Genomic DNA, 21,787 nt, shown 5'->3' with positions numbered 1-21,787 from the left:
GCGTACGAGGGTGAGAGGCCGGGCCGTGTGCCCTGGCTCACTTGTCCGGACATTGTGACGACGCGGGGGCCTGTGTTCAAGACCGTACGAGCAGCTGGAATTCGAAGGAATAGCGGGACGGCCGGTAGGTGTGGGTGCCGAACTCCACCGCGCGGCCGGTGTCGTCGAACGTGACGCGTTCCATGGTGAGCAGCGGGGAGCCCTCGCTCTCGCCGAGCCGCTCGGCCTCGGGCGCGGAGGCGGCGCGGGCGCCGATGGACTGCCGGGCACTGTGCAGGGTGATCCCGGCCGAGCGCAGCAGGCGGTACAGGCCGGTGGCCTCCAGCCGCCCGGTGTCCAGGTCGAGCAGCCCGGCGGGCAACTGGTTGACCAGGTACGCCATCGGCTCGCCGTGGGTGAGGCGCAGCCGCTCCACCCGGTGCACCTCGTCCCCCTCGGCCACCCCCAGCGCGGCGGCGGCCTCGGCGGACGCGGGCACGACGGTGTTGACCAGCACGCTGCTGCTCGGGCGCTGCCCGGCCGCCTCCAGGTCGTCGTAGAGGCTGCTCAGCTCCAGCGGGCGTCTGACCTGGCTGTGCACGACCTGGGTGCCGACACCGCGGCGGCGCACCAGCAGGCCCTTGTCGACGAGCGACTGGATGGCCTGGCGCACGGTGGGCCGGGACAGGCCGAGCCGCGCGGCCAGCTCGATCTCGTTGCCCAGCAGGCTGCCCGGTGTCAGGGCGCCCCGCTCGATCGCCGCCTCCAGTTGCTGCGCCAGCTGGTAGTACAGCGGCACGGGGGAACTCCGGTCGACGCCGAGCGCGAGCGACACGGTGGGGTCCACATCTGGTTTGGGCACCCGCCGAGCGTAGCCGGGTGGCCGGTTGACGGGAAGTCGTGAAGTCAGATTGTCCTGACATACAGATTGACAGGGTCAGGGGTGGGCCCCCACTTTGTTCCCATGCGCATCGGGATCATCGGAACGGGCCGGATCGGCACCGTTCACGCGAACACGCTCAGCCGCCACCGAGAGGTCGGCTCACTGATCCTCACGGACGCCGATCCGGCGCGGGCCCAGGCCCTGGCCCACCGGCTGGGCGAGACGGCCGCGCCCGGCGTGGACGAGATCTTCACCTGGGGCGTCGACGCGGTGGTGATCAGCACGACGACCCAGGCGCACGCCGACCTGATCGGCCGGGCGGCGCGCTCCGGGCTCCCGGTGTTCTGCGAGAAGCCGGTCGCCCTGGACCTGCCGGGCACCCTGCGGGCGCTGGCCGAGGTGGCGGCGGCCGGGACGGTCCTCCAGATGGGCTTCCAGCGCCGCTTCGACCCGGGGTACGCCGGTGCGCGCGCGGCGGTGCGCTCGGGACGGCTCGGGCGCCTGCACACCGTGCGCGCGCTGACCTCGGACCGCACACCGCCGCCCGCCGACTGGCTGCCGCTGTCCGGCGGCCTGTTCCGGGACACGCTGATCCACGACTTCGACGCGCTGCGCTGGGTGACCGGGCACGAGATCACCGAGGTGTACGCCCGGGGCTCCGACGCCGGTCCCGCCATGTTCCGGGAGGCCGGCGACATCGACACCGGCGCGGCGGTGCTCACCCTGGACGACGGCACCCTCGCCACGGCGACGGCGACCCGGCTGAACGGCGCGGGCTACGACGTCCGCATGGAGCTGGCCGGGGAACGCGACCAGATCGTCGTCGGCCTCGACGACCGTACGCCGATCGCGTCCACCGAACCGACCGGGCCGCCGGCCGCGGACAAGCCGTGGACCGGGTTCCTGGAGCGCTTCGGCCCCGCCTACGAGGCCGAGCTGAACGCCTTCGTCGACGTCCTGTTCGGCCAGCGCCCCAACCCGTGCGACGGCCACGAGGCCCTCCAGGCGCTCCGGATCGCCGAGGCCTGCGAGCAGTCCCGCCGCGAACACCGGCCGGTGCGGCTGGCGGAGATCCCGGACGGCACGGCGGACGGCACGGCGGGCGGCTGAGCGGGCGGCGGCAGGCGGCGGGCCGGTGCCCCGGCCCGCCATGGCTGCCGGCGGCCCGCCGTGGCTACCAGCGGACCGGCAGGCTCCTGGTGCCGCGGATCAGCATGCCCGGGAGCCATTCGCCCGGCGGGCCGTCCAGTGCGAGGGCGGGGGCGCGGCGCAGGAGTGTGTGCAGGGCCGTACGAGCCTCCAGACGGGCCAGCGGGGCGCCCAGGCAGTAGTGGATGCCGTGACCGAAGGCGAGGTGGCCGCGGGTGTCGCGGTGCGGGTCGAAGCGGTCCGGCTCCGGATGGCGGGCGCCGTCCCGGCCGGCCGCCGCGAGCCCGATCAGCACCGGCTCGCCCTGCGCGATGGCGGTGCCGCCGATCTCCAGCGGCCGGGCCGCGTAGCGGAAGGTGGCGTTCTCCACCGGGCCCTCGTAGCGCAGGGTCTCCTCCACGGCGGCGTCCACGAGCGCGGGGTCGGCGCGCACCTCGGCGAGCTGCGCGGGGTGCCTGAGCAGGGTGTGCACGGTGTTGGTGATGAGGTTGACCGTGGTCTCGTGGCCCGCGATGAGCAGCAGGAAGGCCATGCCGCGCAGCTCCCCGGGGGAGAGCCGGTCGCCGTCCTCCGCCGTGGTGCGGATCAGCGCGCTCAGCAGGTCGTCGGCGGGGCCCGCGACCCGCTTGTCCTCGATCAGCTCGGTGAGATAGGCGCCGAGCCGCTCCACGGAGCCGAGGAAGCCCTCCTCGCTGGTGGGCGCCACGAACTCGTTCGACATGTCCCGGAACGCGGTCCGGTCCATCTCCGGCACCCCGAGCAGCTCGCAGATGACCGTGATCGGCAGCGGATAGGAGAACGCCTCCACCAGATCCGCCCGCCCCAGCGGCAGCATCGCGTCCAGCAGCTCATCGGTGATCGCCTGGATCCGGGGCCGCATCCCCTCGATGCGCCGTGCGGTGAACGCGCGGGTGACCAGGGACCGCAGCCGGGTGTGGTGCGGCGGGTCGGCGATCAGCAGATGCCGGCCGATCGCCTCCTCCTCGACGGGCCGGATGTCGAGTCCGGCGACGTCCTTGGCGAGCCGCGGGTCGGCGAGGGCGGCGCGGGCCTCCTCGTGGCCGACGACGAGCCAGGTGTCGTAGCTCTCCGGTGGTGGCAGCCGCACCCGGTGGACCGGGCCGAGTGCGCGCAGTTCGGCGTAGACGGTGTGGGGGTCCGTGCGGAACCCCTCGCCGTACTCCGCCAGATCGATCACGTCCGCCATGCTCGCTCCCCTCCGGGGCGCGCGCACCGTCCGGCACCGCCCCGTGTCCCGTACAACGCGGGGCGGCGGGGCGAAGTGCCCCCGCCGCGCGCCCTCTTCGGGACGCCCCTCAGCCCGCTTCCTCGTCGAGCAGTCCCGCGTCATGGGCCAGCAGGGCGATCTGCACCCGGTTGTTGAGGGAGAGCTTGGCGAGGATGCGGGAGACGTGTGTCTTGACGGTGGCGACGCTCATGTAGAGCTCGCCCGCTATCTGGGCGTTGGCCAGGCCCTGTCCGACCCGGACGGCCACCTCGCGCTCGCGCGCGTTGAGCGCGGTGAGGCGCTCACGCGCGCGGGTGCGCCGGTCCTCGCCCGCACCGCCCGCACCGCCCGCGGCGTGCCGGATGAGCTGGCGGGTGACCGTGGGCGAGAGCACCGGGTCACCGGCGGCCACCCGGCGCACCGCGGCGACGATCTCGGCCGGCGGGGTGTCCTTGAGGACGAACCCGGCGGCGCCCGCGCGCAGCGCGCGCAGCACCTGGTCGTCGGCGTGGAAGGTGGTCAGGACCACGACCTGCGGCGCCTTCGGACGGGCGCGCAGGCGCTCCGTCGCGGTCAGCCCGTCCATGCCCGGCATGCGGACGTCCATCAGGACGACGTCCGGCCGGGCGCGCTCGACCAGGGCCTCCACCTCGTGCCCGTCGGCCGCCTCACCGACGATCTCGATGTCGTCCGCGCCTCCCATCATGAAGGACAGACCGGCTCTCACCAGCGGGTCGTCGTCGACGAGGAGCACTCGGATCGCGGTCATGGGCCAAGCCAATCAAAACGCCCGCGCGGTGACCACACCGGCTCGCCGCCCCGCACCGGACGGCCGCCGGTGGCCCGTCCGGACCGTCGCCGCCCCGGCCACCGGCCGGGCGCCGTCACGCCGGCCACGGCAGGAGCGCCCTGACCTCGAACCCGCCCTCCGGGGTGGGCCCGTGGCGCAGGGTGCCGCCCGCCAGCGCGGCCCGCTCGGTCAGGCCGATGAGCCCCTGGCCCGAGCCGGGGACGTGCGGGACCTCCCCCTCGGGCGGCGGATTGCGCACGTGCACGGCGAGGTCCCGGCCGGGTGCGCCGGTGACGGTCACCGCGACCTCCGCGCCGGGGGCGTGCTTGCGGGCGTTGGTCAGCGCCTCCTGCGCGATGCGGAAGGCGGTGCGGCCCACGGAGGCGGGTACGGCGGCCGGGTCGGTGACCTGTCCGGTCAGCACCACCGTCATGCCGGCCTCCCGCGACTCGGCCACCAGCGCGTCCAGCGCCGCGAGGGTGGGCTGCGGGCGGCCCGCGTCGTCGGAGTCGCCCGCGCGCAGTACGCCGATGATCTCCCGCAGGTCCTGGAGGGCCTCGTGCGCGCTCTCCCGGATGACCCCGGCCGCGCGCGCGACCTCCTCGCGGGGCGCGTCGGGCCGGAACTCCAGGGCGCCCGCGTGCACGCTCAGCAGGGTCAGCCGGTGCGCGAGGACGTCGTGCATCTCCCGGGCGATGGCCTCGCGGGCGAGCCGCTGCGCCTGCTCGGCGCGCAGCCGCGCCTCCGTCTCCGCGCGCCGCGCCCGGTCCCGCAGGCTCAGCATGAGCTGCCGCTTGGACCGCACGAACATGCCCCAGCCCATGACCGACATGGTCAGCAGCACGGCGAAGGCGAGGACGGCCGGGTAGGACAGGTCGGGGTCGGGGCGCAGCCAGTAGTAGAGCGGGAGCAGCGCGAGCTGGGCGCCGCCGACCCAGGCCCCGTAGCGGAGGGGGCGGTGCACGGTGAGCGTGAACAGGGCGAGCACACCGGCGCCGCCCGCGGTGTTCGAGACCAGGCCGACGGGCACCATGGCGACGGCCAGCGCGAGGGGCCACCGGCGGCGCAGCCAGAGCGCGGCGCAGGCCAGCGCCCCGATCACCTGGTCGACGAGGGAGAAGCCGCGCGGCAGGTGCTCCGCGTCGAGCGAGCTGGCGGCGGCGAGCCCGAGGAGGACGGCCAGGAGGAAGCAGAGGAAGTCGACGATCCAGTCGCGCGCGGTGCGCCGGGGCCGGCCGCCGCCGCTGGTGTCTGGGTCGAGTTCGTCGGCCACGGCGGACGGCAGCCACCATCGCCGTCCGGTGAACGCCACCGGCTCCTGGAGCGTCGTGTCAGTCTTCACAGTCGACAAATCTACGCAACGCGGGTGGCCCGCTTCACGGGTCCGGAGCGGTTGTGCGACCAAAGTCGCGACGCGGGAGACTTCCGGCTCACCGGCTCGGCGGGAACGTAGACCTCCGGCGGCCGGACCGCGCCCCGCGGCCGATGCGCGCGGGGGTCCTGCGGGGCGAGGCTCGCTTCCATGAAGAAGGTTCTGGAGGTCGCCGGGTTCATCGCCCTGGCGCAGGGCGTGCTGGGTTTCGTGCAGGACTTCACCCACTGGCGCGTGGGCATGGTGCAGCGCCTGGCTTTTCTCCATGGCTACGAGGTGTTCGCGAGCTTCGTGCTGATCGTGCTGGGCTGTGCCCTGTTCGCCGCCGCCGAGGGCCGCGGGCGGTGAGGCTCCGCGGTTCCTCGGCGGCGGCCGCGCGGGCCGGGCTCAGCAGCCGAAGTCGACCAGGTCGAACGTCGCGTAGTGGTCCGCGGTGTAGTAGTCCTCCTGGCTCTTCTCACCGGTGACGATCCGTCGCGCGCCCCGGGTGGGGGAACCGGGGGTGACGACGGTGTACTCGTGGTAATAGCCGCTGGACCGGCTGGGCAGGACGCCTTCGCGGTTCTGGAAGACGACGCCGTCCTGGTCGTACGGGAAGGGCCCGCCCTGGTCGATCAGGTCGAGCGTGTGGTGCGCCTGGGAGGGCAGGGCGCCGTAGCAGATGCTGCCGACCGAGGCCGTGGCGGCGCCGGCCGGGGCGGCGGCGGAGACGGTGCCGCCGACGAGGAGGGCGGACAGGAGGGCGCCTGCGGCGCCGATGCGGGTCATGCGTGGGGGGAATCTCATGCCTCATGATGACGCGCGTAGACAGTGGCATGTCAATGACAAGACTGTGGAGCTTCCCGGCATGTCCGGTGAATTCACCGGCCGTTGACCGAAGGCGGTCAGGTGTTCCCGGGACGTTCACGCGAGCCGCTCTTCCGGGGGCGCTCCCGGGCGCTTTCCCGGCCCACGTCGGCGTCCGAAGGCCGCCAGCGCCGGGGCGGCCCGGCCGCTGGGATGGGGGCATGACTTCGACAGCTTCTGCTTCTGCTTCTGCTTCTGGTCCTGCTTCTGGTTCTGCGTCTGCGACCACGCCCGCTGCTTCCGGGGCTTCGCGGTGGCCCCTGGACGGCAGAGTGGCGCTCGTGACCGGCGGCAGCCGCGGCATCGGCGCGGCGACGGCGGTGCGGCTGGCCCGCGCGGGCGCCGATGTGGCGCTCACCTATGTGAACGGCAAGGACGCGGCGGACGAGGTGGTCCGGACCGTACGGGGACTCGGACGGCGGGCGGTGGCCCTGCGCGCGGACGCGGCCGACCCGGCGCAGGCGTCGGCCGTCGTCGACCGCGCGGCCGACGCGCTGTGCACCCTCGACGTGCTGGTGAACAACGCGGGCGTGGGCGTGCTGGGCCCGGTGGAGAGCCTCTCGCTCGCCGATGTGGACCGGGTGCTCGCGGTGAACGTGCGCGCCGTCTTCCTGGCCTGCCGCGCGGCCGCCGTACGGATGGCGGACGGCGGCCGGATCATCACCATCGGCACCTGCATGACCCAGCGCGTGCCGGGACCCGGCGGCACCCTCTACGCGACCGGCAAGTCCGCCCTGATCGGACTGACCAAGGCGTTCGCCCGGGAGCTGGGAGCGCGCGCGATCACCGCGAACCTCGTCCACCCGGGTCCCATCGACACCGACATGAACCCGGCCGACGGGCCGCTCGCCCCCGGCCAGGCGGCCATGACGGCGCTGGGCCGCTTCGGCACCGCCGACGAGGTGGCGTCCATGGTGGCGTTCCTCGCGGGGGCCGACGCGGCCTATGTCACCGGCGCGGAGTTCGCGGTGGACGGCGGGCACGCCGCGTGAGCCGAGGCCCCCTCGGGCGGCGGGGCGCACCGGTGCTGTCGGGCCGGTGCGCCCCGCCCCCCGGGGGCCGGGAGCGGAGCGGGTCAGCCGCCCAGCTCCTGGTGGCGGGCGGCCAGGCCCGCGGCGCCGTCCTCGGTCAGCGCACCGAACAGGCGCAGCCGGGAGATGCCGCCGTCCGGGAAGATGTCCACGCGCGCGTGCGTGCCGACGACGGGCTCGGGCAGGACGAAGCGGTGGTTGGTGTCGGGCTGGCAGCGGGTGCGCGGCAGCACCTCGCGCCACTCGCCGTCCTCGCCGTCCTTGACGGACACCGAGGCCCAGCCCGCGCTGTTGCCCTTGAGGTAGGCGGTGTCGATCTCCAGGGCCCGGATCTCGGACCGGGCGACCAGCCGGTAGCGGATCCAGTCGTTGCCCTGGTCGCGGCGGCGCCGGGTCTCCCAGCCGTCGTCCATCTTGCGGGAGCGGCCCGGCTGGATGGTGTTGGTGGCGGGCGAGTAGAAGAGGTTGGAGGCGTCCTCGACCCGGCCGCCGTTCTCCAGGGCGACCACGTCGAGGGTGCCGAGCGCCGCCAGCCACGCCGGGTCGGGCACGACCTCGCCGTACACGCGCAGCCGCGCGATGCCGCCGTCCGGGTGCTGGTTGACGCGCAGGTGCGTGAAGCGCTGTTCGACGCCGACCTCGAAGCCGTTGGCCGCGTGGCCGCCGATCGGGGTGCGCGGGACGAGGGTCGTCCACTTGACGTCGTCGGCGAGCAGCTCCGCCGGGGAGGGCGAGCCCGCCACGCAGGTGCCCTCGACCGACACGGCCTGCGGGTAGTTGCCGCGGAAGTGGGCGGTGTCGACGACGACCCCGCGTACGACGCCGGGCGCGCCGAGGCGGATCAGCGCCCAGTCGTGGTCGTCCTCGGTGGGCCAGGGGTGCTCGGCGGACACACCGCGGCGGCGGCGGGTCTCCCAGCCGTCCATGACCTTGCCCTTGTGTCCGAAGTGCTCCGGGTCGAACTCGGCGCGCTCGGGCACCAGCAGGTTCTCGCGCTGGGCGAAGAACTCGTCGTTGGCGGCGACGACACCGGCGCCGAGGCGGCGGTCGGCGAGGTTGGCGTACTGGGTGAAGGGGAAGTCGGCGGTGCGGTAGTCCGCGTACGGGTCACCGCCTCCGTAGGGGTTCGCGTCGCCGGTGAAACGAGGAGTCGCCGTCACGGTGATCAGTGCTTCCTTTCGGGAGTCGGCCGGTGGGGGCGCGGGCGCGGGAACGGGTCACGCGGCCGCGCGTACGGGAGGTGGCTCAGTGGGGCCGGGTCAGCAGCCGGCCCTTCGGTGCGGTGAACTCGCCGTCCGCGACGATGCGTTCGCCGCGCAGCCAGGTGGACCTGACCACGCCGTGCAGCGTGCGGCCCGCGTAGGCGGTGACGCGGTTGCGGTGCTGGAGCTCGGCCGGGTCGACGGTGAAGGTCTCCTCGGGGGCGAGGACCGCGAAGTCGGCGTCCCGGCCGGGCTCGATGGCGCCCTTGCGGTCGAGCCCGACGAGGGCGGCGGTGCGGGCGGACATCCAGCGCACGACGTCCTCCAGGCCGTACCCGCGCTCGCGCGCCTCGGTCCAGACGGCGGCCAGGCTGAGCTGGAGGGAGGAGATGCCGCCCCAGGCGGTCGCGAAGTCGCCGGTCTTCAGGTCGGCGGTGGAGGGCGAGTGGTCGGTGACGACGCAGTCGATGGTGCCGTCGGCCAGCGCCTGCCAGAGCAGGTCCTGGTTGGCGGCCTCGCGGATCGGCGGGCAGCACTTGAACTCGCTGGCGCCGTCCGGTACTTCCTCGGCGGTCAGGGTCAGGTAGTGCGGGCAGGTCTCGACGGTGATCCGTACGCCCTCGGCCCTGGCCTCGGCGATCAGCGGCAGCGCGTCGCTGGAGGAGAGGTGCAGCACGTGCACGCGCGCGTCCAGCCGCTTCGCCTCGGCGATCAGGGTGGCGATGGCGGTGTCCTCGGCGTCGCGCGGCCGGGAGGCGAGGAAGTCGGTGTACCGGGGGCCGCCGTGCTGCGGGGCGGCGTCCAGGTGGTGCGGGTCCTCGGCGTGCACGATCAGCAGACCGCCGAAGCCGGCCGTCTCGGCGAGCGAGGTGGCCAGCGCCTCCCGGGTCAGGTGCGGGAACTCGTCCACACCGGAGGGCGAGAGGAACGCCTTGAAGCCGAAGACCCCGGCGTCGTGCAGCGGGCGCAGGTCCTTGACGTTGCCGGGCAGGGCGCCGCCCCAGAAGCCGACGTCGATGTGCGCCTTGTCCCGGGCCACGTCCTGCTTGATCCGCAGGTTGTCCACGGTGGTGGTGGGCGGCAGGGAGTTGAGGGGCATGTCGATCAGGGTGGTGATGCCACCGGCCGCCGCGGCGCGGGTGGCGGTCCAGAAGCCCTCCCACTCGGTGCGGCCGGGGTCGTTCACATGAACGTGGGTGTCGACCAGGCCGGGCAGCAGCACGTCGTCGCCGAGGTCCTCCAGGCGGGCACCGGCGGGGACCTCGGCGTCGTGGGGCAGGACGGCCGTGATCGTGCCGCCGGTGACCGCGACGGACGCGGCACGCGTCCCCTCGGGCGTGATGACTCGTGTCGAGCGCAGCACCAGTTCGGCGTCGGACACCGGGACCCCTCTCTTCGCCATCTCTTCGTCGCTTCGTCTCTTCGTCGCTTCGTCGGCTCTTCGCCGCCGCCGCGGGCCCGGGAGGCGGGTCGCGCGGCCCCGCCGGTCCGCGGCGGCGCGGCGCCGTGGACACGGGAGAACGCCGTGGACACGGGAGAACACAGACGTGACAACCGACGTACGGGTACAGGGATGGGCAGGTGGAATACGCCCATTTACACCCATGTAACGGACTTCAACGTTCTGTTGAAGGAGTCTTCACTCCCGCCCTCACCTCGTCAAGAGGCACACTGCTGGACAGCCGGCCGGCGCGTGCACTCTGGACGTTTCCACAAAGCGGAATTAGAATTCCAACAGACAGAACGTAGTTCCGTACAGGCAGGGAGTCAACCGGCCCCCCGGTAGGCTTTGGCCCTTCCTGCCCGCCCCGAAAGGAACGCGCCGTGCCGACGTCCAGCGCCAGCACCACCGACTCCGCCAAGTCCTCCGCGAGCGGTGGGGTCCAGTCCCTCGAGCGCGCCTTCGATCTGCTCGAGCGGATGGCGGACGCGGGCGGCGAGGTGGGCCTCAGTGAGCTGTCCGCGGCCAGCGGCCTGCCCCTGCCGACCATCCACCGCCTGATGCGCACGCTCGTGGCCTGCGGCTACGTCCGCCAGCAGCCGAACCGGCGGTACGCGCTCGGCCCCCGGCTGATCCGCCTGGGCGAGTCGGCCTCGCGGCTGCTGGGCACCTGGGCCCGCCCCTATCTCGCCCGGCTGGTCGACGAGACCGGCGAGACGGCGAACATGGCGCTGCTCGACGGCGACGAGATCGTGTACGTGGCGCAGGTGCCCTCCAAGCACTCGATGCGGATGTTCACCGAGGTGGGACGGCGGGTGCTGCCGCACTCGACGGGCGTGGGCAAGGCGCTGCTGGCGCACACCCCGGACCACGAGGTGCGCGCCCTGCTCGCCCGGACCGGCATGCCCGCCACCACCGAGAAGACGATCACCACCCCCGAGGGCTTCCTCGCGGCCCTGGCGGACGTGCGCGAGCTGGGGTACGCCATGGACGACAACGAGCAGGAGATAGGAGTCCGCTGCCTCGCGGTCACCGTGCCCGACTCCCCCACCGCCGCCGCGATCTCCATCTCGGGTCCGGCCGGCCGGGTCACGGAGGCCGCGACCGAGCGCATCGTCCCGGTGCTCCAGCAGGTGGCGGCGGAGCTGTCCCAGGCGCTGACCAGCGCCGGTCCGGCGGTCTGAGCCGCCCGGCCGAGGCCGCCGCACCCGTACCGGGAGCGGGCGCCCTCAGGTGGCGGCCGCCGCCGTCGCGGTGAGCCGTCCGTCCCGCATCTCCCGTACCGCGTCCACGGCGTCGAGGTGGGCCCGGTCGTGGGTGACCAGGACCGTGGCGGTGCCCCGGTCGCGGGTGAGGCGGGTCAGCAGGCCGAGGACGGCCGCGCCGCGTTCCTGGTCCAGGGCGCTGGTGGGTTCGTCGACGAGCAGCACCGAGGGCTCGTTCATCAGCGCGCGGGCGATGTTCACCCGCTGCCGCTGGCCGCCGGAGAGCTGGTGCGGGCGGCGGTGCGCCTGATCGGCGAGGCCGACCGCGGCCAGCAGGTCCCGGGCGCGGGAGCCCGCCGCGCGGCGGCCGTCCAGGCGGGCCATCAGCTCCAGCTGCTCCAGCGCCGTCAGCGACGGCAGCAGGTTCGGCTGCTGGAAGACGATCCCGATGGCGCGGCGGCGCAGCACGGCCCGCTCGGCGGCGCTCAGCCGCCCGGTGGGCACGCCCGCCACCCGTACGCTTCCGCTGTCCGGGGTGATCAGCGTGGCCGCGACCGCGAGCAGGCTCGACTTGCCCGACCCGGAGGGCCCGGCCACGGCCGTGACGGTGCCCGCGGGCACCTCCAGGCTCACCCGGTCCAGCGCGGTCAGCCGGCCGTCGCCGTCCGGGTAGGTCAGGGTCACGTCGTCCAGCAGCAGGCTCATCGCACGCCTCCCAGCGCGGTCAGCGGATCGACGGCGGTGATCCGCCGCACGGACAGTCCGGCGCCGAGCGCACCGAGGGCGGTCATCACCGCGGCGGGCACCAGGACGGTGGGCGGGTCGAGCACGAAGGGCACCGTCCCGCCGCGTACCAGCACACCCGCCAGGCAGGCCAGCCCGGTGCCCAGCGCGGTGCCCGCCGCCAGCAGGACCACCGCCTGCCCCAGGGCGTCGGCCAGCAGATGGCGGGTGGAGGCGCCGAGCGCCTTGAGCACGGCGATGTCGGGCGAGCGCTGGATCGTCCACACCGTGAAGAAGGCCCCGACGACCAGCGCGGAGATGACGAAGAGGAAGCCGCGCATCAGTTGCAGGGAGCCGTTCTCCGCCTGGTAGGAGCCGATGGCCGTCAGGGCGTCGTCCCTGGTGAGCGTGCGGGTGCCGGCGGCGCGGTCCCCGGCGGCCAGGTCGGCGCCGTGCGCGCGCAGCGCGATCACGGTCGCCCGGCCGCCGTCCCACGCCGTCCACACCACGGGCACATGGCTGTAGGAGGCGTGCCCGGAGACGGCCGCCACCGTCCAGGACCGCTCGCCGAGCCGGATCCGGTCCCCGGCACCGGCGCCCAGCGCGGCGGCGGCGCCGGTCGACAGCACCGCGTGTCCGGGCGCGACACCGGACGGGGCGAGCCCGGAGGCGGGGCGTACGGCGAACACCGCCAGCGCCGCCCTGCGCCCGCCCGCGCCGGTGCCCGCCCCCGTGCCCGCCCCGGCGGTGGCGTCCACGGTGCGGATCGCGACCGGTTCGGCGTACGGCACCCGCCGGGACCACCGGTCCACGGCGTCGGGCGCGAGCGACGAGCCGGTGAACGACACCGACTGCCCGGCCGGTGGCGCGGCGAAGGCGAGATGGTCGGCGGGCAGCCCCTTCACCGCCGAGGTGTTCTCCCCGGCGAGCCCGGCGGTCAGCCCGGACAGCAGCCCCACGAGCAGGGTGATCAGTGCGACCACGGCTCCCATCAGGGCGAACCGCCCCTTGGCGAACCGGAGGTCTCTCCATGCGACGAACATGTGCCCAAGCCTCGGCCGCGCGACCCCCGCCGGGCATCGCCCCGGGGCACGCTCGTGCCGGGCCGAAGGGAGCAGCCGTCTTTCCACCTTTCGGTTGACCGGTGCGGCGCCCGGCCCGCTTACGCTGGACGGGCCATGGACCTCCGCCCCCGCTCCCCCGTCGCCGTCATCCTGCGCCTGTGCCTGTACGCCCTGTTCGCGGGGCTGCTCGGGCTCGCCGCGGCCCATGCGACGGGACCCGGCACGGTGGCGGCGGCGCTCGGCACGGGCGCGGTGTTCGCCTTCGGTGTGCTCCAGCCCGCCGTGCTGCGCTCCCGGCGCCGCTCGGCGGTGTGGCTCGCGGCGCTCGGCGCGGCCTGGCTGGTCCTGCTGGCGTACTCCCCCCAAGCCGTGTGGGCGGCGTTCCCGCTGTACTTCCTGCTGCTGCATCTGCTGCCGCTGCGCTGGGGCCTGCCCGCGGTCGCGGCGACCGCGGCGGCGGCCATCGCCGGGTTCGCCGGACACGCGGAGCGGATCAACGCGGGGGTGTTCATCGGCCCGCTGCTCGGCGCGGCGGTCGCCGTGGCCACGGTCCTCGGCTACGAGGCCCTGTACCGGGAGAGCGAGCGGCGCCGCGAGCTGATCGAGGAGCTGGTGGCCACCCGCGCGGACCTGGCCGCCGCCGAACGGGCCGCGGGCACCCTCGCCGAGCGGGAGCGGCTGGCCCGGGAGATCCACGACACGCTCGCCCAGGGCCTGTCCAGCATCCAGTTGCTGCTGCGCGCCGCCCAGCGCGAGGTGCCCGCCGGTTCACCGGCCGCCGCGCACATCGAGCAGGCCCGCGCCGCCGCGCAGGACAATCTCGCCGAGGCCCGCCGTTTCGTCCGCGCCCTGACCCCGCCCGACCTGGAGCACGGCTCGCTCACCGGCGCGCTGGAACGGCTCTGCTCGCGCGCGGTGGGCCCGCCCGCGGTCCGCTTCTCGGTGAGCGGCAGCCCGGCGGCGCTGCCCACTCCGTACGAGGTGGCGCTGCTGCGGATCGCGCAGTCGGCGCTCGGCAACACCCTGCGGCACGCCCGCGCCGCCCGTGCGGAGGTCACGCTGAGCTTCATGGACACGGCGGTGGCGCTGGACGTCGTCGACGACGGGGCGGGTTTCGTACCGGACGCGGTGCCGACGGCCGTGGGCGCGGGCGCGGGAGGCGCGGGGCGCGCGGGGGCTGCGGGCGAGCGCCGGGCGGTGTTCCCGCGCGCCGGGGCGGACGGCGGTTTCGGGCTGCCCGCGATGCGCTCGCGCGCCGAGGCGCTGGGCGGCACGTTCGCGGTGGAGTCCGCGCCGGGCCAGGGCACGGCGGTGGCGGTCACCCTGCCCTGGCCGGTGGCCCGGGACACGGGAGGCGGCGCGTGAGCGTGCGGCTGCTGCTCGCGGACGACCACCCCGTGGTCCGCGCCGGTCTCAAGGCGGTGCTGTCCGCCGAGCCCGACTTCGAGATCGTCGCGGAGGCGCCGACGGCGGAGCGCGCGGTGGAGCTGGCCGCCGCGGGCGGGATCGACGTGGTGCTGATGGATCTCCAGTTCGGCCCGCACGGGATGCACGGCGCGGAGGCCACGGCGGCGATCACCGCCCGGCCCGGCGCCCCGCGCGTCCTGGTGCTCACCACGTACGACACCGACGCGGACATCCTGGCCGCGGTGGAGGCCGGGGCGGCGGGCTATCTGCTGAAGGACGCGCCGCCGCAGGAGCTGGCCGCGGCGGTGCGCACCGCCGCCTCCGGCCGTTCGGCGCTGGCCCCGGCGGTCGCCCACCGGCTGATGGACCGGATGCGCACACCGGCCGCCGCGCTCAGCCGCCGTGAGCTGGAGGTCCTGGAGCTGGTCCGCGACGGCCTGTCCAACCTGGAGATCAGCAAGCGCCTGTTCCTGAGCCAGGCCACGGTGAAGTCCCACCTGGTGCACGTCTACGCCAAGCTGGGCGTCGACTCCCGTACGGCGGCGGTGGCGGCGGCCACCGAGCAGGGGCTCGTACGGCGGCGCAGGCCCTGAGACACGGGTCCCGGGGGTGGCCCGGGGCGGCCCCGGGGGTGGTCCGGGGGTGGAGGGCCGTGACGGCGCCCTCGGCGCACACACCCGGGAGGCGTACATGCCCGGGAGGCGCACGTGCCCGGGAGGCGTACGCGGCGCGCGAGCCCTCGATGTGCGGCGCGCGCCCCCGAGCGCGGACCTCAGCGCAGGGGCGGCGGCGGTCCGAACAGGTCCACCGCGTCGCGCACCTCGGCCAGGCCGGGGCGCAGGGCGCTGACGGAGCCGATCGAACCGGCGATCAGCAGCAGGGAACGGCGCAGCCGGGGGATCTCGGGGCTGCCCGGAGCGGTCGCCGCCGAGAGCGCGGCGAGTGCGGCGAGCTCGTCCTCGGCTATCGCGCGGTCGGGGAACTCCCCCGGATGCGCGGCGAGTTCACGACGCAGACGGGATACGGCGGCGCGCAGCCCCGCCACCCGCGGATCCTCTTTGCCGCCGGTCACCGGCCGCTGTCCCAAGCTCCGCAACACAGCCCTCCCCCTCGCACGTCGCCGTGCGCAGTCCCCGGACCCGGGTCAGTAAACGCCACCGGAACGGGGTGCGCCAGCGTGCGGACCGAAATTCAGCCTCGCCCGATCGGCGCGGTCGACGGGCCGTCAGGTATGCAGGACGTATGACACATACGGATGACGAGGTGGCCGGTCTCGTGCTCGCGGCCGGTGGCGGGCGGCGGCTCGGCGGCCGGCCCAAGGCACTGCTCACCCACCGGGGCCGGCCGCTGGTGGAGCACGCGGTCGGGGTGCTGCGCGCGGCGGGCTGCGCCCGGGTGCACGTGGTGCTGGGCGCGCGGGCGGACGAGGTGCGGCGGCGGGCCCGGCTGGAGGGCTGTGTGCTCGTGGACAATGCGGACTGGGAGCAGGGCATGGGCTCCTCGCTGCGGGCCGGGCTGGATTCGCTCGCGGATTCGGGGGCGCGGGCGGTGCTGGTCTCGCTCGTGGACCAGCCCGGGATCGGGGCCGTGGCGGCGGCCCGGGTGCGGGCGGCGTTCCGGGACGAGACGTCGCTGGTCTCGGCGGCGTACGACGGGGTGCGCGGGCATCCGGTCCTGTTCGGCGCCGCGCACTGGGCGGGGATCGCGGCGAGTGCCGGCGGCGACCGGGGGGCACGCGGCTATCTGAAGGAGCACGCCGGGCGGATCGTCCTGATCGAGTGCGCGGACGTGGCGCAGCCCTACGACATCGACACGGAAGCGGACCTGGCGCACCTGGAGTGAACGGGCTGGCACCGAGCGCCAGCTTCCCTCGACTCAGAGAATCTCGACATCAACAAACCATTGAAGTTCCACGATAAGGAAACTACTATCCACTGATCAGAAGCACCCGACCGCACAGCGGGTGCGAATCGCCCCATTCGTACTCCTTGGCACCCGGTGCCACCGCTGAAGGAAGTGACAGCTCATGTCCGCACCAGCGCCGTCCCCGCTGGCCATCGTCGACGCCGAGCCCCTGCCCCGGCAGGAGGAGGTCCTCTCCGACGCGGCGCTCGCCTTCGTGGCGGAGCTGCACCGGCGGTTCACGCCGCGCCGCGACGAACTGCTCGCCCGCCGCGCCGAGCGCCGCGCCGAGATCGCCCGTACCTCCACCCTCGACTTCCTCCCGGAGACGGCCGCGATCCGCGCGGACGACTCCTGGAAGGTCGCTCCCGCCCCCGCGGCCCTGGACGACCGCCGGGTCGAGATCACCGGTCCCACCGACCGGAAGATGACCATCAACGCCCTCAACTCGGGCGCGAGGGTCTGGCTCGCCGACTTCGAGGACGCCTCTGCCCCCACCTGGGAGAACGTCGTCCTCGGCCAGCTCAATCTGATCGACGCCTACACCCGCAGCATCGACTTCACCGACCCGAGGTCCGGCAAGTCGTACGCGCTGCGCCCGGCCGCCGAACTCGCCACCGTCGTCACCCGCCCGCGCGGCTGGCACCTGGACGAGCGCCACCTCGTCGACGCCGACGGCAGGCCGGTCCCCGGCGCCCTCGTCGACTTCGGCCTGTACTTCTTCCACAACGCGCAGCGCCTGATCGACCTCGGCAAGGGCCCGTACTTCTACCTGCCCAAGACGGAGTCGCACCTGGAGGCCCGCCTCTGGAACGAGATCTTCGTCTTCGCCCAGGACGCGCTCGGCATCCCGCAGGGCACCGTGCGCGCCACCGTGCTGATCGAGACGATCACGGCCGCGTACGAGATGGAGGAGATCCTCTACGAACTGCGCGACCACGCCTCCGGGTTGAACGCCGGCCGCTGGGACTACCTGTTCTCCATCGTCAAGAACTTCCGTGACGGCGGCGAGAAGTTCGTCCTGCCCGACCGCAACGCGGTGACGATGACGGCCCCGTTCATGCGCGCGTACACCGAACTGCTGGTGCGCACCTGCCACAAGCGCGGTGCGCACGCCGTCGGCGGCATGGCGGCGTTCATCCCGTCCCGCAAGGACCCCGAGGTCAACAAGGTCGCCTTCGAGAAGGTCCGCGCCGACAAGGACCGCGAGGCCGGCGACGGCTTCGACGGCTCCTGGGTCGCCCACCCCGATCTGGTGCCGATCGCCATGGAGTCCTTCGACAAGGTGCTCGGCGACCGGCCGAACCAGAAGGACCGGCTGCGTGAGGACGTGCACGTCGAGGCGGCCGACCTGATCGCGGTCGACTCCCTCGACGCCAAGCCGACCTACCCGGGCCTGGTCAACGCCGTGCAGGTGGGCATCCGTTACATCGAGGCATGGCTGCGCGGCCTCGGCGCGGTGGCCATCTTCAACCTGATGGAGGACGCGGCCACCGCCGAGATCTCCCGCTCGCAGATCTGGCAGTGGATCAACGCGGGCGTCGAGTTCGAGAACGGCGAGAAGGCCACGCCCGAACTGGCCCGCAAGGTCGCCGCCGAGGAGCTGGAGAACATCCGCGCCGAGATCGGCGACGACGCCTTCGCCGCCGGTCACTGGAAGCAGGCCCACGACCTGCTGCTCCAGGTCTCCCTCGACGAGGACTACGCGGACTTCCTGACCCTGCCCGCCTACCAGCAGCTCAAGGGCTGACCGGCGGCGGCGTCACGGCCGGACGGTCCGGGGGCATCGCCTCCGGGCCGTCCGGCCGTTCGCCTCTCCTCGCGCCCCTCTCCTCAGTCCTCAGTCCTCGCGCCCCAGGTGCACGGACCAGTCCTGCTCCGCGGCCGGCTTGCCGTGCAGATCCGGGACCCGCTTGAGCCAGTCCGGCCGCCCCCGCTGCGCACGCGCCGCGCGCCGCGCCTCCTCGGCGGCCAGCTCGTCGTGCCCCGGGAAGTCCGTGGGCAGCCAGGAAGCGGAGGCCCGCACGCGCGCGTGCAGATGCCGGACGTAGGTCTCGCGCACCTCCTCGGGCGTGTGGAACCCCGGCTCGTCGCGCAGCCAGCCGTCCGGCACCTGGGCGACGACCTCGCGCAGCAGCGCCTCGGTCACCCGCGGGGCCAGCTCGGCGTCGGCCGCGCGCACATCGGGCGCGTACCGGCCGAGCGCGTGGTGCCGGAAGTCGTACGCCTTGCCCGGTGCCGTCAGGTCCCAGCGGTGGTGGAAGACCAGCGCGGCGCCGTGGTCGATGAGCCACAGGCGCGGCGGCGCGACCCCGAGGGTCGGCCAGACCATCAGATTGGAGCTGTGGACCGTCCGGTCGACGTTCGCGGTCAGCGCGTCCAGCCAGACGATCCGCCCCGCCTCCAGCGGATCCACCCGGAACGTCCGCGCCACCTCCGGGGTGAAGTCCCGCGCCCCCGGCAGATAGTCCATCCCCAGGTTGACCCCCGCGCTCGCCCCGTGCAGCTCCCGCACCTCCTGGTACGGCTCGTGCGCGGCGATGGCCGGGTCGAAGTGCACCAGCACCAGCTCCGGGAACCGCAGCCCGAGCGCACGCGCCAGCTCCCCGACGATCACCTCGGCGACCAGCGCCTTGCGCCCCTGCGCGGACCCGGTGAACTTCACGACGTACGTCCCGAGATCGTCGGCCTCGACGATCCCCGGCACCGACCCGCCCGAGCGCAGCGGTGCGAGATAGCGGGTGGCGGTGACCTCGGTCAGCATGGCGGTACACCCCTCGTCCCCGGTCCCCGGCGTGCAGTGCGCATAGTGACCGAGCGTAACAGCCGGGGAGGACGCCTCGGGTACGGGCGCTTGACCTTACCCTCAAGGGCAAGGTCTAGCGTTCTTCGAGGTGAGAGGCATGCGGATCGGTGAGCTGGCCCGGCGAGCGGGTGTGACGACCAAGGCGGTGCGCTACTACGAATCGCTGGGGCTGCTCGCGCCGGTGCGGCTGGCCAACGGCTACCGGGACTACGACGAGCACGACGTACGGCTCACGCGGGAGATCCGGGCGCTGAGTCTCCTCGGCATCCCCGTCGAGGCGACACGGCCGTTCCTGGAATGCCTGGCCCTGGGGCACCGGCACGCGGACGACTGCCCGGCCGCGCTGGCCGGGTACCGGGACGCCATCGACGAGCTCACGCGGCGGATCGAGGGTCTCACCGCCCGCCGGGCGGCGCTGGTGACGCACCTGCACCGGGCCGCCCACCGCAGCAGCCGCCTCTCACCGGCCGAAGGAGAGGAACCGATGACCGACCACACGAGCCTGCCTGCCGGACTGCCCGTTCCCGAGGACGACGGCGCTGCCGCCCATCTGCGCGGGGCGCGGATGCCGCGGCTGGAACTCCGTGCCACCGACGGCGCCACCGTCAGCCTCGACGCGCTGGGGGCGGGGCGCACGGTGCTCTACGTCTACCCGCTGACGGGCCGCCCCGGCACCGATCTGCCCGAGGGCTGGAACTCCATCCCCGGCGCGCGTGGCTGCACCGTCGAGGCATGCGGCTTCCGTGACCACCACCAGGACCTGCTCGCGGCGGGCGCGGCCCGGGTGTACGGCCTCTCCGGTCAGGACGGCGACTACCAGCGCGAGGTCACCGAGCGGCTCCGTCTGCCGTTCCGGATGCTGTCCGATCCCGCACGGAGCCTGGGCCGGGCGCTGGGCCTGCCCACCTTCACCACCGGCGGGCTGACGCTGTACAAGCGGCTCACCCTGATCGTCAAGGACAGCCTGATCGAGCACGTCTTCTACCCGATCTTCCCTCCGGACAGGCATGCCGCCCAGGTCCTGGCCTGGCTCGGCGACAACGCGCACCGGCCCTGATGCGCCGGGACAGCTGTCCCCGACGGTTCACCGCCGGACCCGGCCGACGCGTGAGCCTTCGGGGGTGAGTGGCCGCCGTGCAGTCGGGCGGCACTCGCCTGATGTTCCGTCAATCTTGCGCTCGGGCTTGGCTGTTGTCTCTGTCGGTGGCGGCGTTCCCGCCTTCCGGGCCGCCGGGTGCTCCGGTCCCGGCCGGCTCCTCGGCCACAGGAGAACCGTCCAGACTGATCTTGCGCAGGACTGCCACCGCGGCCAGGGCCCCGCCGCAGACCACCGCCATGTCGGCGATGTTGAAGACCGGCCAGTGCGGCAGCTGGATCCAGTCGATGACCGCCCCCTGCAACGGGGCGGGCGGCCGGAAGACGCGGTCCACGAGGTTGCCCGTCGCACCGCCGATCAGCAGACCGAAGACCACGCCCCACAGGGGGACGCGGACCCGGCGCGCTCCCCAGAGCATGACGGTGATCACGACGAGTTTGGCCGCGCTGAACAACCATGTCGCGCCCTCGCCGATGGAGAACGCGGCGCCGGAGTTCGTCACCAGGGTGAACTTCAGGAGACCGCCGAGCGTGCTCACCGGGTCCGTCGGCGAGAACTCGGCCAGGGCGATCTGTTTGGTCGCCAGGTCCGCGGCCAGCGGCAGGGCGGCCATGACGGCGATGAGGCCGAATCGTCGACGGCTCCTCGCTTCGTTCGACTCACTCACCTGGTCCCCCCGCTCTCGACGTTGTCACGGTCGAGGCCGCGGGCCTCGTCGTGGTGATGCGCCTCCCGGCGCCCGGGGGCGAGGCCGGCGGAGGCATCGGCGAGGCGCGGCTCGTCGGGCCTCTCGCCACCACCCTCGTCCGGTGGGCGTGCCACGTCCTCGATGCCCGGGTGGCGGCGGGCCGACACGACGAGGCAGACCACGGCGCCGAGGAAGACCAGGACGGAGGTCCAGTCGTTCAGGCGCAGGCCGAGGAACGTGTGGGCCTCGTCGATACGCAGGTACTCGGTCCAGAACCGGCCGAGCGTGTAGGCGGCGACGTAGAGGGCGAAGGCCCTGCCGTGACCGAGCCGGAACCGGGCCGTCGCCCAGAGGACCAGGGCGGCGACGCCGATGTTCCACAGGGACTCGTAGAGGAAGGTGGGGTGATAGGTCGCGATGCCGGGCATGCCGGGCGGACGGTGGGCGCGGTCGATCTCCAGGCCCCAGGGGAGTGTGGTGGGGCGGCCGTAGAGTTCTTGGTTGAACCAGTTGCCCCAGCGGCCGATCGCCTGGGCCAGGGCGAGGCCCGGGGCGACCGCGTCCGCGAAGGCGGGGAAGGGGACGCGGTGGCGACGGCAGCCGATCCACGCGCCGACCCCGCCCAGGGCGACGGCGCCCCAGATGCCGAGGCCGCCCTCCCACACGTACAAGGCCCGGACGGGCTCGCCCTGGTCGCCGAAGTACGCGTCGGGGCTGGTGAGCACGTGGTACAGCCGGCCGCCGACGAGGCCGAACGGCACGGCCCAGACGGCGACATCCGCGATGACACCCTGTTGGCCGCCGCGTGCCACCCACCGCCGGTTGCCGAGCCAGACCGCCACGAAGACGCCCAGGATGATGCAGAAGGCGTACGCCCGCAACGGGATGGGGCCGAGGTGGAGCACTCCCGTCGAAGGGCTGGGAAGGTGGGCTAGATCCATGGTCACTCCGTAGGGGGCTCGGTCAGGCGGACCG

22 protein-coding genes are annotated in these 21,787 nt (G+C 73.9%); 9 read left to right on the top strand and 13 right to left on the bottom strand.

Annotated features, from left to right (window positions below):
• Window positions 1–76 precede the first annotated feature (76 nt).
• Window positions 77–814, bottom strand: a complete 738-nt coding sequence (locus ACWDYF_RS00565) for a GntR family transcriptional regulator (RefSeq protein ID WP_086024387.1) — start codon at window positions 812–814, stop codon at window positions 77–79.
• A gap of 129 nt (window positions 815–943) precedes the next feature.
• Between ACWDYF_RS00565 and ACWDYF_RS00560 the strand changes: the two genes are divergently transcribed.
• On the top strand, window positions 944–1,972 hold the full coding sequence (locus ACWDYF_RS00560; RefSeq protein WP_389464556.1) for a Gfo/Idh/MocA family protein: 1,029 nt from the start codon (window positions 944–946) through the stop codon (window positions 1,970–1,972).
• A 64-nt stretch (window positions 1,973–2,036) separates the two neighbouring features.
• On the opposite strand, the gene ACWDYF_RS00555 is transcribed toward ACWDYF_RS00560, so the two are convergent.
• The 3 genes from ACWDYF_RS00555 to ACWDYF_RS00545 all read right to left on the bottom strand — a co-directional run bounded on the left by ACWDYF_RS00555 (window position 2,037) and on the right by ACWDYF_RS00545 (window position 5,371).
• A complete protein-coding gene (locus ACWDYF_RS00555; RefSeq protein ID WP_389464558.1) occupies window positions 2,037–3,218 on the bottom strand; it encodes a cytochrome P450 family protein in 1,182 nt (393 codons plus the stop codon).
• 109 nt (window positions 3,219–3,327) lie between these two features.
• The gene (locus ACWDYF_RS00550; RefSeq protein ID WP_037889519.1) at window positions 3,328–4,008 is read right to left on the bottom strand and encodes a response regulator; all 681 of its coding nucleotides are present in this window, start codon (window positions 4,006–4,008) and stop codon (window positions 3,328–3,330) included.
• Between the two features lie 115 nt (window positions 4,009–4,123).
• A complete protein-coding gene (locus ACWDYF_RS00545; RefSeq protein ID WP_389464559.1) occupies window positions 4,124–5,371 on the bottom strand; it encodes a sensor histidine kinase in 1,248 nt (415 codons plus the stop codon).
• A 180-nt stretch (window positions 5,372–5,551) separates the two neighbouring features.
• Between ACWDYF_RS00545 and ACWDYF_RS00540 the strand changes: the two genes are divergently transcribed.
• Window positions 5,552–5,749: a hypothetical protein gene (locus ACWDYF_RS00540; protein ID WP_018571649.1), complete on the top strand. Its 198-nt coding sequence runs from the start codon at window positions 5,552–5,554 to the stop codon at window positions 5,747–5,749.
• 39 nt (window positions 5,750–5,788) lie between these two features.
• Here the strand turns inward: ACWDYF_RS00540 and ACWDYF_RS00535 are convergent, their stop codons facing one another.
• A complete protein-coding gene (locus ACWDYF_RS00535; RefSeq protein ID WP_389464561.1) occupies window positions 5,789–6,187 on the bottom strand; it encodes a ribonuclease domain-containing protein in 399 nt (132 codons plus the stop codon).
• 332 nt (window positions 6,188–6,519) lie between these two features.
• Here ACWDYF_RS00535 and ACWDYF_RS00530 point away from each other — a divergent pair, with 332 nt between their 5' ends.
• Window positions 6,520–7,239, top strand: a complete 720-nt coding sequence (locus ACWDYF_RS00530) for an SDR family oxidoreductase (RefSeq protein ID WP_389464563.1) — start codon at window positions 6,520–6,522, stop codon at window positions 7,237–7,239.
• An 83-nt stretch (window positions 7,240–7,322) separates the two neighbouring features.
• Here the strand turns inward: ACWDYF_RS00530 and alc are convergent, their stop codons facing one another.
• Together alc and allB are read right to left on the bottom strand one after the other, a co-directional pair.
• On the bottom strand, window positions 7,323–8,438 hold the full coding sequence (gene alc, locus ACWDYF_RS00525; protein WP_018571646.1) for an allantoicase: 1,116 nt from the start codon (window positions 8,436–8,438) through the stop codon (window positions 7,323–7,325).
• Between the two features lie 85 nt (window positions 8,439–8,523).
• A complete protein-coding gene (allB, locus tag ACWDYF_RS00520; protein ID WP_018571645.1) occupies window positions 8,524–9,861 on the bottom strand; it encodes an allantoinase AllB in 1,338 nt (445 codons plus the stop codon).
• A gap of 443 nt (window positions 9,862–10,304) precedes the next feature.
• Here allB and ACWDYF_RS00515 point away from each other — a divergent pair, with 443 nt between their 5' ends.
• Complete coding sequence (locus ACWDYF_RS00515) at window positions 10,305–11,105, top strand: IclR family transcriptional regulator (protein ID WP_018571644.1); 801 nt, start codon at window positions 10,305–10,307, stop codon at window positions 11,103–11,105.
• Between the two features lie 45 nt (window positions 11,106–11,150).
• Here ACWDYF_RS00515 and ACWDYF_RS00510 read toward each other — a convergent pair whose 3' ends face one another.
• Window positions 11,151–11,831, bottom strand: coding sequence for an ABC transporter ATP-binding protein (locus ACWDYF_RS00510; protein WP_381739988.1), 681 nt, complete (start codon window positions 11,829–11,831; stop codon window positions 11,151–11,153).
• Window positions 11,828–12,892 carry an ABC transporter permease gene (locus ACWDYF_RS00505; RefSeq protein WP_389464567.1) on the bottom strand — a complete coding sequence of 355 codons (1,065 nt, stop codon included), beginning with the start codon at window positions 12,890–12,892 and terminating at the stop codon, window positions 11,828–11,830. Before ACWDYF_RS00505 ends, ACWDYF_RS00510 begins: the two co-directional genes overlap by 4 nt.
• Window positions 12,893–13,027: 135 nt before the next feature.
• On the opposite strand from ACWDYF_RS00505, the gene ACWDYF_RS00500 reads away from it, so the two are divergent.
• Window positions 13,028–14,278: a sensor histidine kinase gene (locus ACWDYF_RS00500; RefSeq protein ID WP_389464569.1), complete on the top strand. Its 1,251-nt coding sequence runs from the start codon at window positions 13,028–13,030 to the stop codon at window positions 14,276–14,278.
• On the top strand, window positions 14,275–14,913 hold the full coding sequence (locus ACWDYF_RS00495; RefSeq protein WP_018571640.1) for a response regulator: 639 nt from the start codon (window positions 14,275–14,277) through the stop codon (window positions 14,911–14,913). The genes ACWDYF_RS00500 and ACWDYF_RS00495 overlap by 4 nt, the downstream gene beginning before the upstream one ends.
• Before the next feature lie 179 nt (window positions 14,914–15,092).
• On the opposite strand, the gene ACWDYF_RS00490 is transcribed toward ACWDYF_RS00495, so the two are convergent.
• Window positions 15,093–15,419, bottom strand: a complete 327-nt coding sequence (locus ACWDYF_RS00490; protein ID WP_381739981.1) for a DUF5955 family protein — start codon at window positions 15,417–15,419, stop codon at window positions 15,093–15,095.
• A 143-nt stretch (window positions 15,420–15,562) separates the two neighbouring features.
• On the opposite strand from ACWDYF_RS00490, the gene ACWDYF_RS00485 reads away from it, so the two are divergent.
• Complete coding sequence (locus ACWDYF_RS00485; RefSeq protein ID WP_389464572.1) at window positions 15,563–16,162, top strand: nucleotidyltransferase family protein; 600 nt, start codon at window positions 15,563–15,565, stop codon at window positions 16,160–16,162.
• Between the two features lie 184 nt (window positions 16,163–16,346).
• Entirely contained in the window at window positions 16,347–17,972 is a 1,626-nt protein-coding gene (aceB, locus tag ACWDYF_RS00480) for a malate synthase A (RefSeq protein WP_381739977.1), read from the top strand.
• Window positions 17,973–18,062: 90 nt separating this feature from the next.
• Here the strand turns inward: aceB and ACWDYF_RS00475 are convergent, their stop codons facing one another.
• Window positions 18,063–18,986 carry a HipA family kinase gene (locus tag ACWDYF_RS00475; protein WP_389464574.1) on the bottom strand — a complete coding sequence of 308 codons (924 nt, stop codon included), beginning with the start codon at window positions 18,984–18,986 and terminating at the stop codon, window positions 18,063–18,065.
• Between the two features lie 139 nt (window positions 18,987–19,125).
• Here ACWDYF_RS00475 and ACWDYF_RS00470 point away from each other — a divergent pair, with 139 nt between their 5' ends.
• On the top strand, window positions 19,126–20,085 hold the full coding sequence (locus ACWDYF_RS00470; RefSeq protein WP_389464576.1) for a MerR family DNA-binding transcriptional regulator: 960 nt from the start codon (window positions 19,126–19,128) through the stop codon (window positions 20,083–20,085).
• Window positions 20,086–20,194: 109 nt separating this feature from the next.
• Here ACWDYF_RS00470 and ACWDYF_RS00465 read toward each other — a convergent pair whose 3' ends face one another.
• Together ACWDYF_RS00465 and lgt are read right to left on the bottom strand one after the other, a co-directional pair.
• A complete protein-coding gene (locus ACWDYF_RS00465) occupies window positions 20,195–20,791 on the bottom strand; it encodes a signal peptidase II (RefSeq protein ID WP_389464577.1) in 597 nt (198 codons plus the stop codon).
• The gene (gene lgt, locus ACWDYF_RS00460; RefSeq protein WP_389464579.1) at window positions 20,788–21,753 is read right to left on the bottom strand and encodes a prolipoprotein diacylglyceryl transferase; all 966 of its coding nucleotides are present in this window, start codon (window positions 21,751–21,753) and stop codon (window positions 20,788–20,790) included. The genes ACWDYF_RS00465 and lgt overlap by 4 nt, the downstream gene beginning before the upstream one ends.
• Window positions 21,754–21,787 lie beyond the last annotated feature (34 nt).

Source organism: Streptomyces sp. NPDC003284, assembly GCF_053589675.1.
Note: the sequence above shows the minus strand (reverse complement) of the source record. Positions and strands in the feature narration are given on the sequence as shown.

Excerpts from the sequence above, each read along its gene's own strand:
- ACWDYF_RS00560 (WP_389464556.1), top strand. The coding sequence starts at position 944 with ATGCGCATCGGGATCATCGGAACGGGCCGGATCGGCACCGTTCACGCG.
- ACWDYF_RS00555 (WP_389464558.1), bottom strand. The coding sequence starts at position 3,218 with ATGGCGGACGTGATCGATCTGGCGGAGTACGGCGAGGGGTTCCGCACG.
- ACWDYF_RS00550 (WP_037889519.1), bottom strand. The coding sequence starts at position 4,008 with ATGACCGCGATCCGAGTGCTCCTCGTCGACGACGACCCGCTGGTGAGA.
- ACWDYF_RS00540 (WP_018571649.1), top strand. The coding sequence starts at position 5,552 with ATGAAGAAGGTTCTGGAGGTCGCCGGGTTCATCGCCCTGGCGCAGGGC.
- ACWDYF_RS00535 (WP_389464561.1), bottom strand. The coding sequence starts at position 6,187 with ATGAGATTCCCCCCACGCATGACCCGCATCGGCGCCGCAGGCGCCCTC.
- ACWDYF_RS00510 (WP_381739988.1), bottom strand. The coding sequence starts at position 11,831 with ATGAGCCTGCTGCTGGACGACGTGACCCTGACCTACCCGGACGGCGAC.
- ACWDYF_RS00505 (WP_389464567.1), bottom strand. The coding sequence starts at position 12,892 with ATGTTCGTCGCATGGAGAGACCTCCGGTTCGCCAAGGGGCGGTTCGCC.
- ACWDYF_RS00500 (WP_389464569.1), top strand. The coding sequence starts at position 13,028 with ATGGACCTCCGCCCCCGCTCCCCCGTCGCCGTCATCCTGCGCCTGTGC.
- ACWDYF_RS00485 (WP_389464572.1), top strand. The coding sequence starts at position 15,563 with ATGACACATACGGATGACGAGGTGGCCGGTCTCGTGCTCGCGGCCGGT.
- aceB (WP_381739977.1), top strand. The coding sequence starts at position 16,347 with ATGTCCGCACCAGCGCCGTCCCCGCTGGCCATCGTCGACGCCGAGCCC.
- ACWDYF_RS00475 (WP_389464574.1), bottom strand. The coding sequence starts at position 18,986 with ATGCTGACCGAGGTCACCGCCACCCGCTATCTCGCACCGCTGCGCTCG.
- ACWDYF_RS00470 (WP_389464576.1), top strand. The coding sequence starts at position 19,126 with ATGCGGATCGGTGAGCTGGCCCGGCGAGCGGGTGTGACGACCAAGGCG.
- lgt (WP_389464579.1), bottom strand. The coding sequence starts at position 21,753 with ATGGATCTAGCCCACCTTCCCAGCCCTTCGACGGGAGTGCTCCACCTC.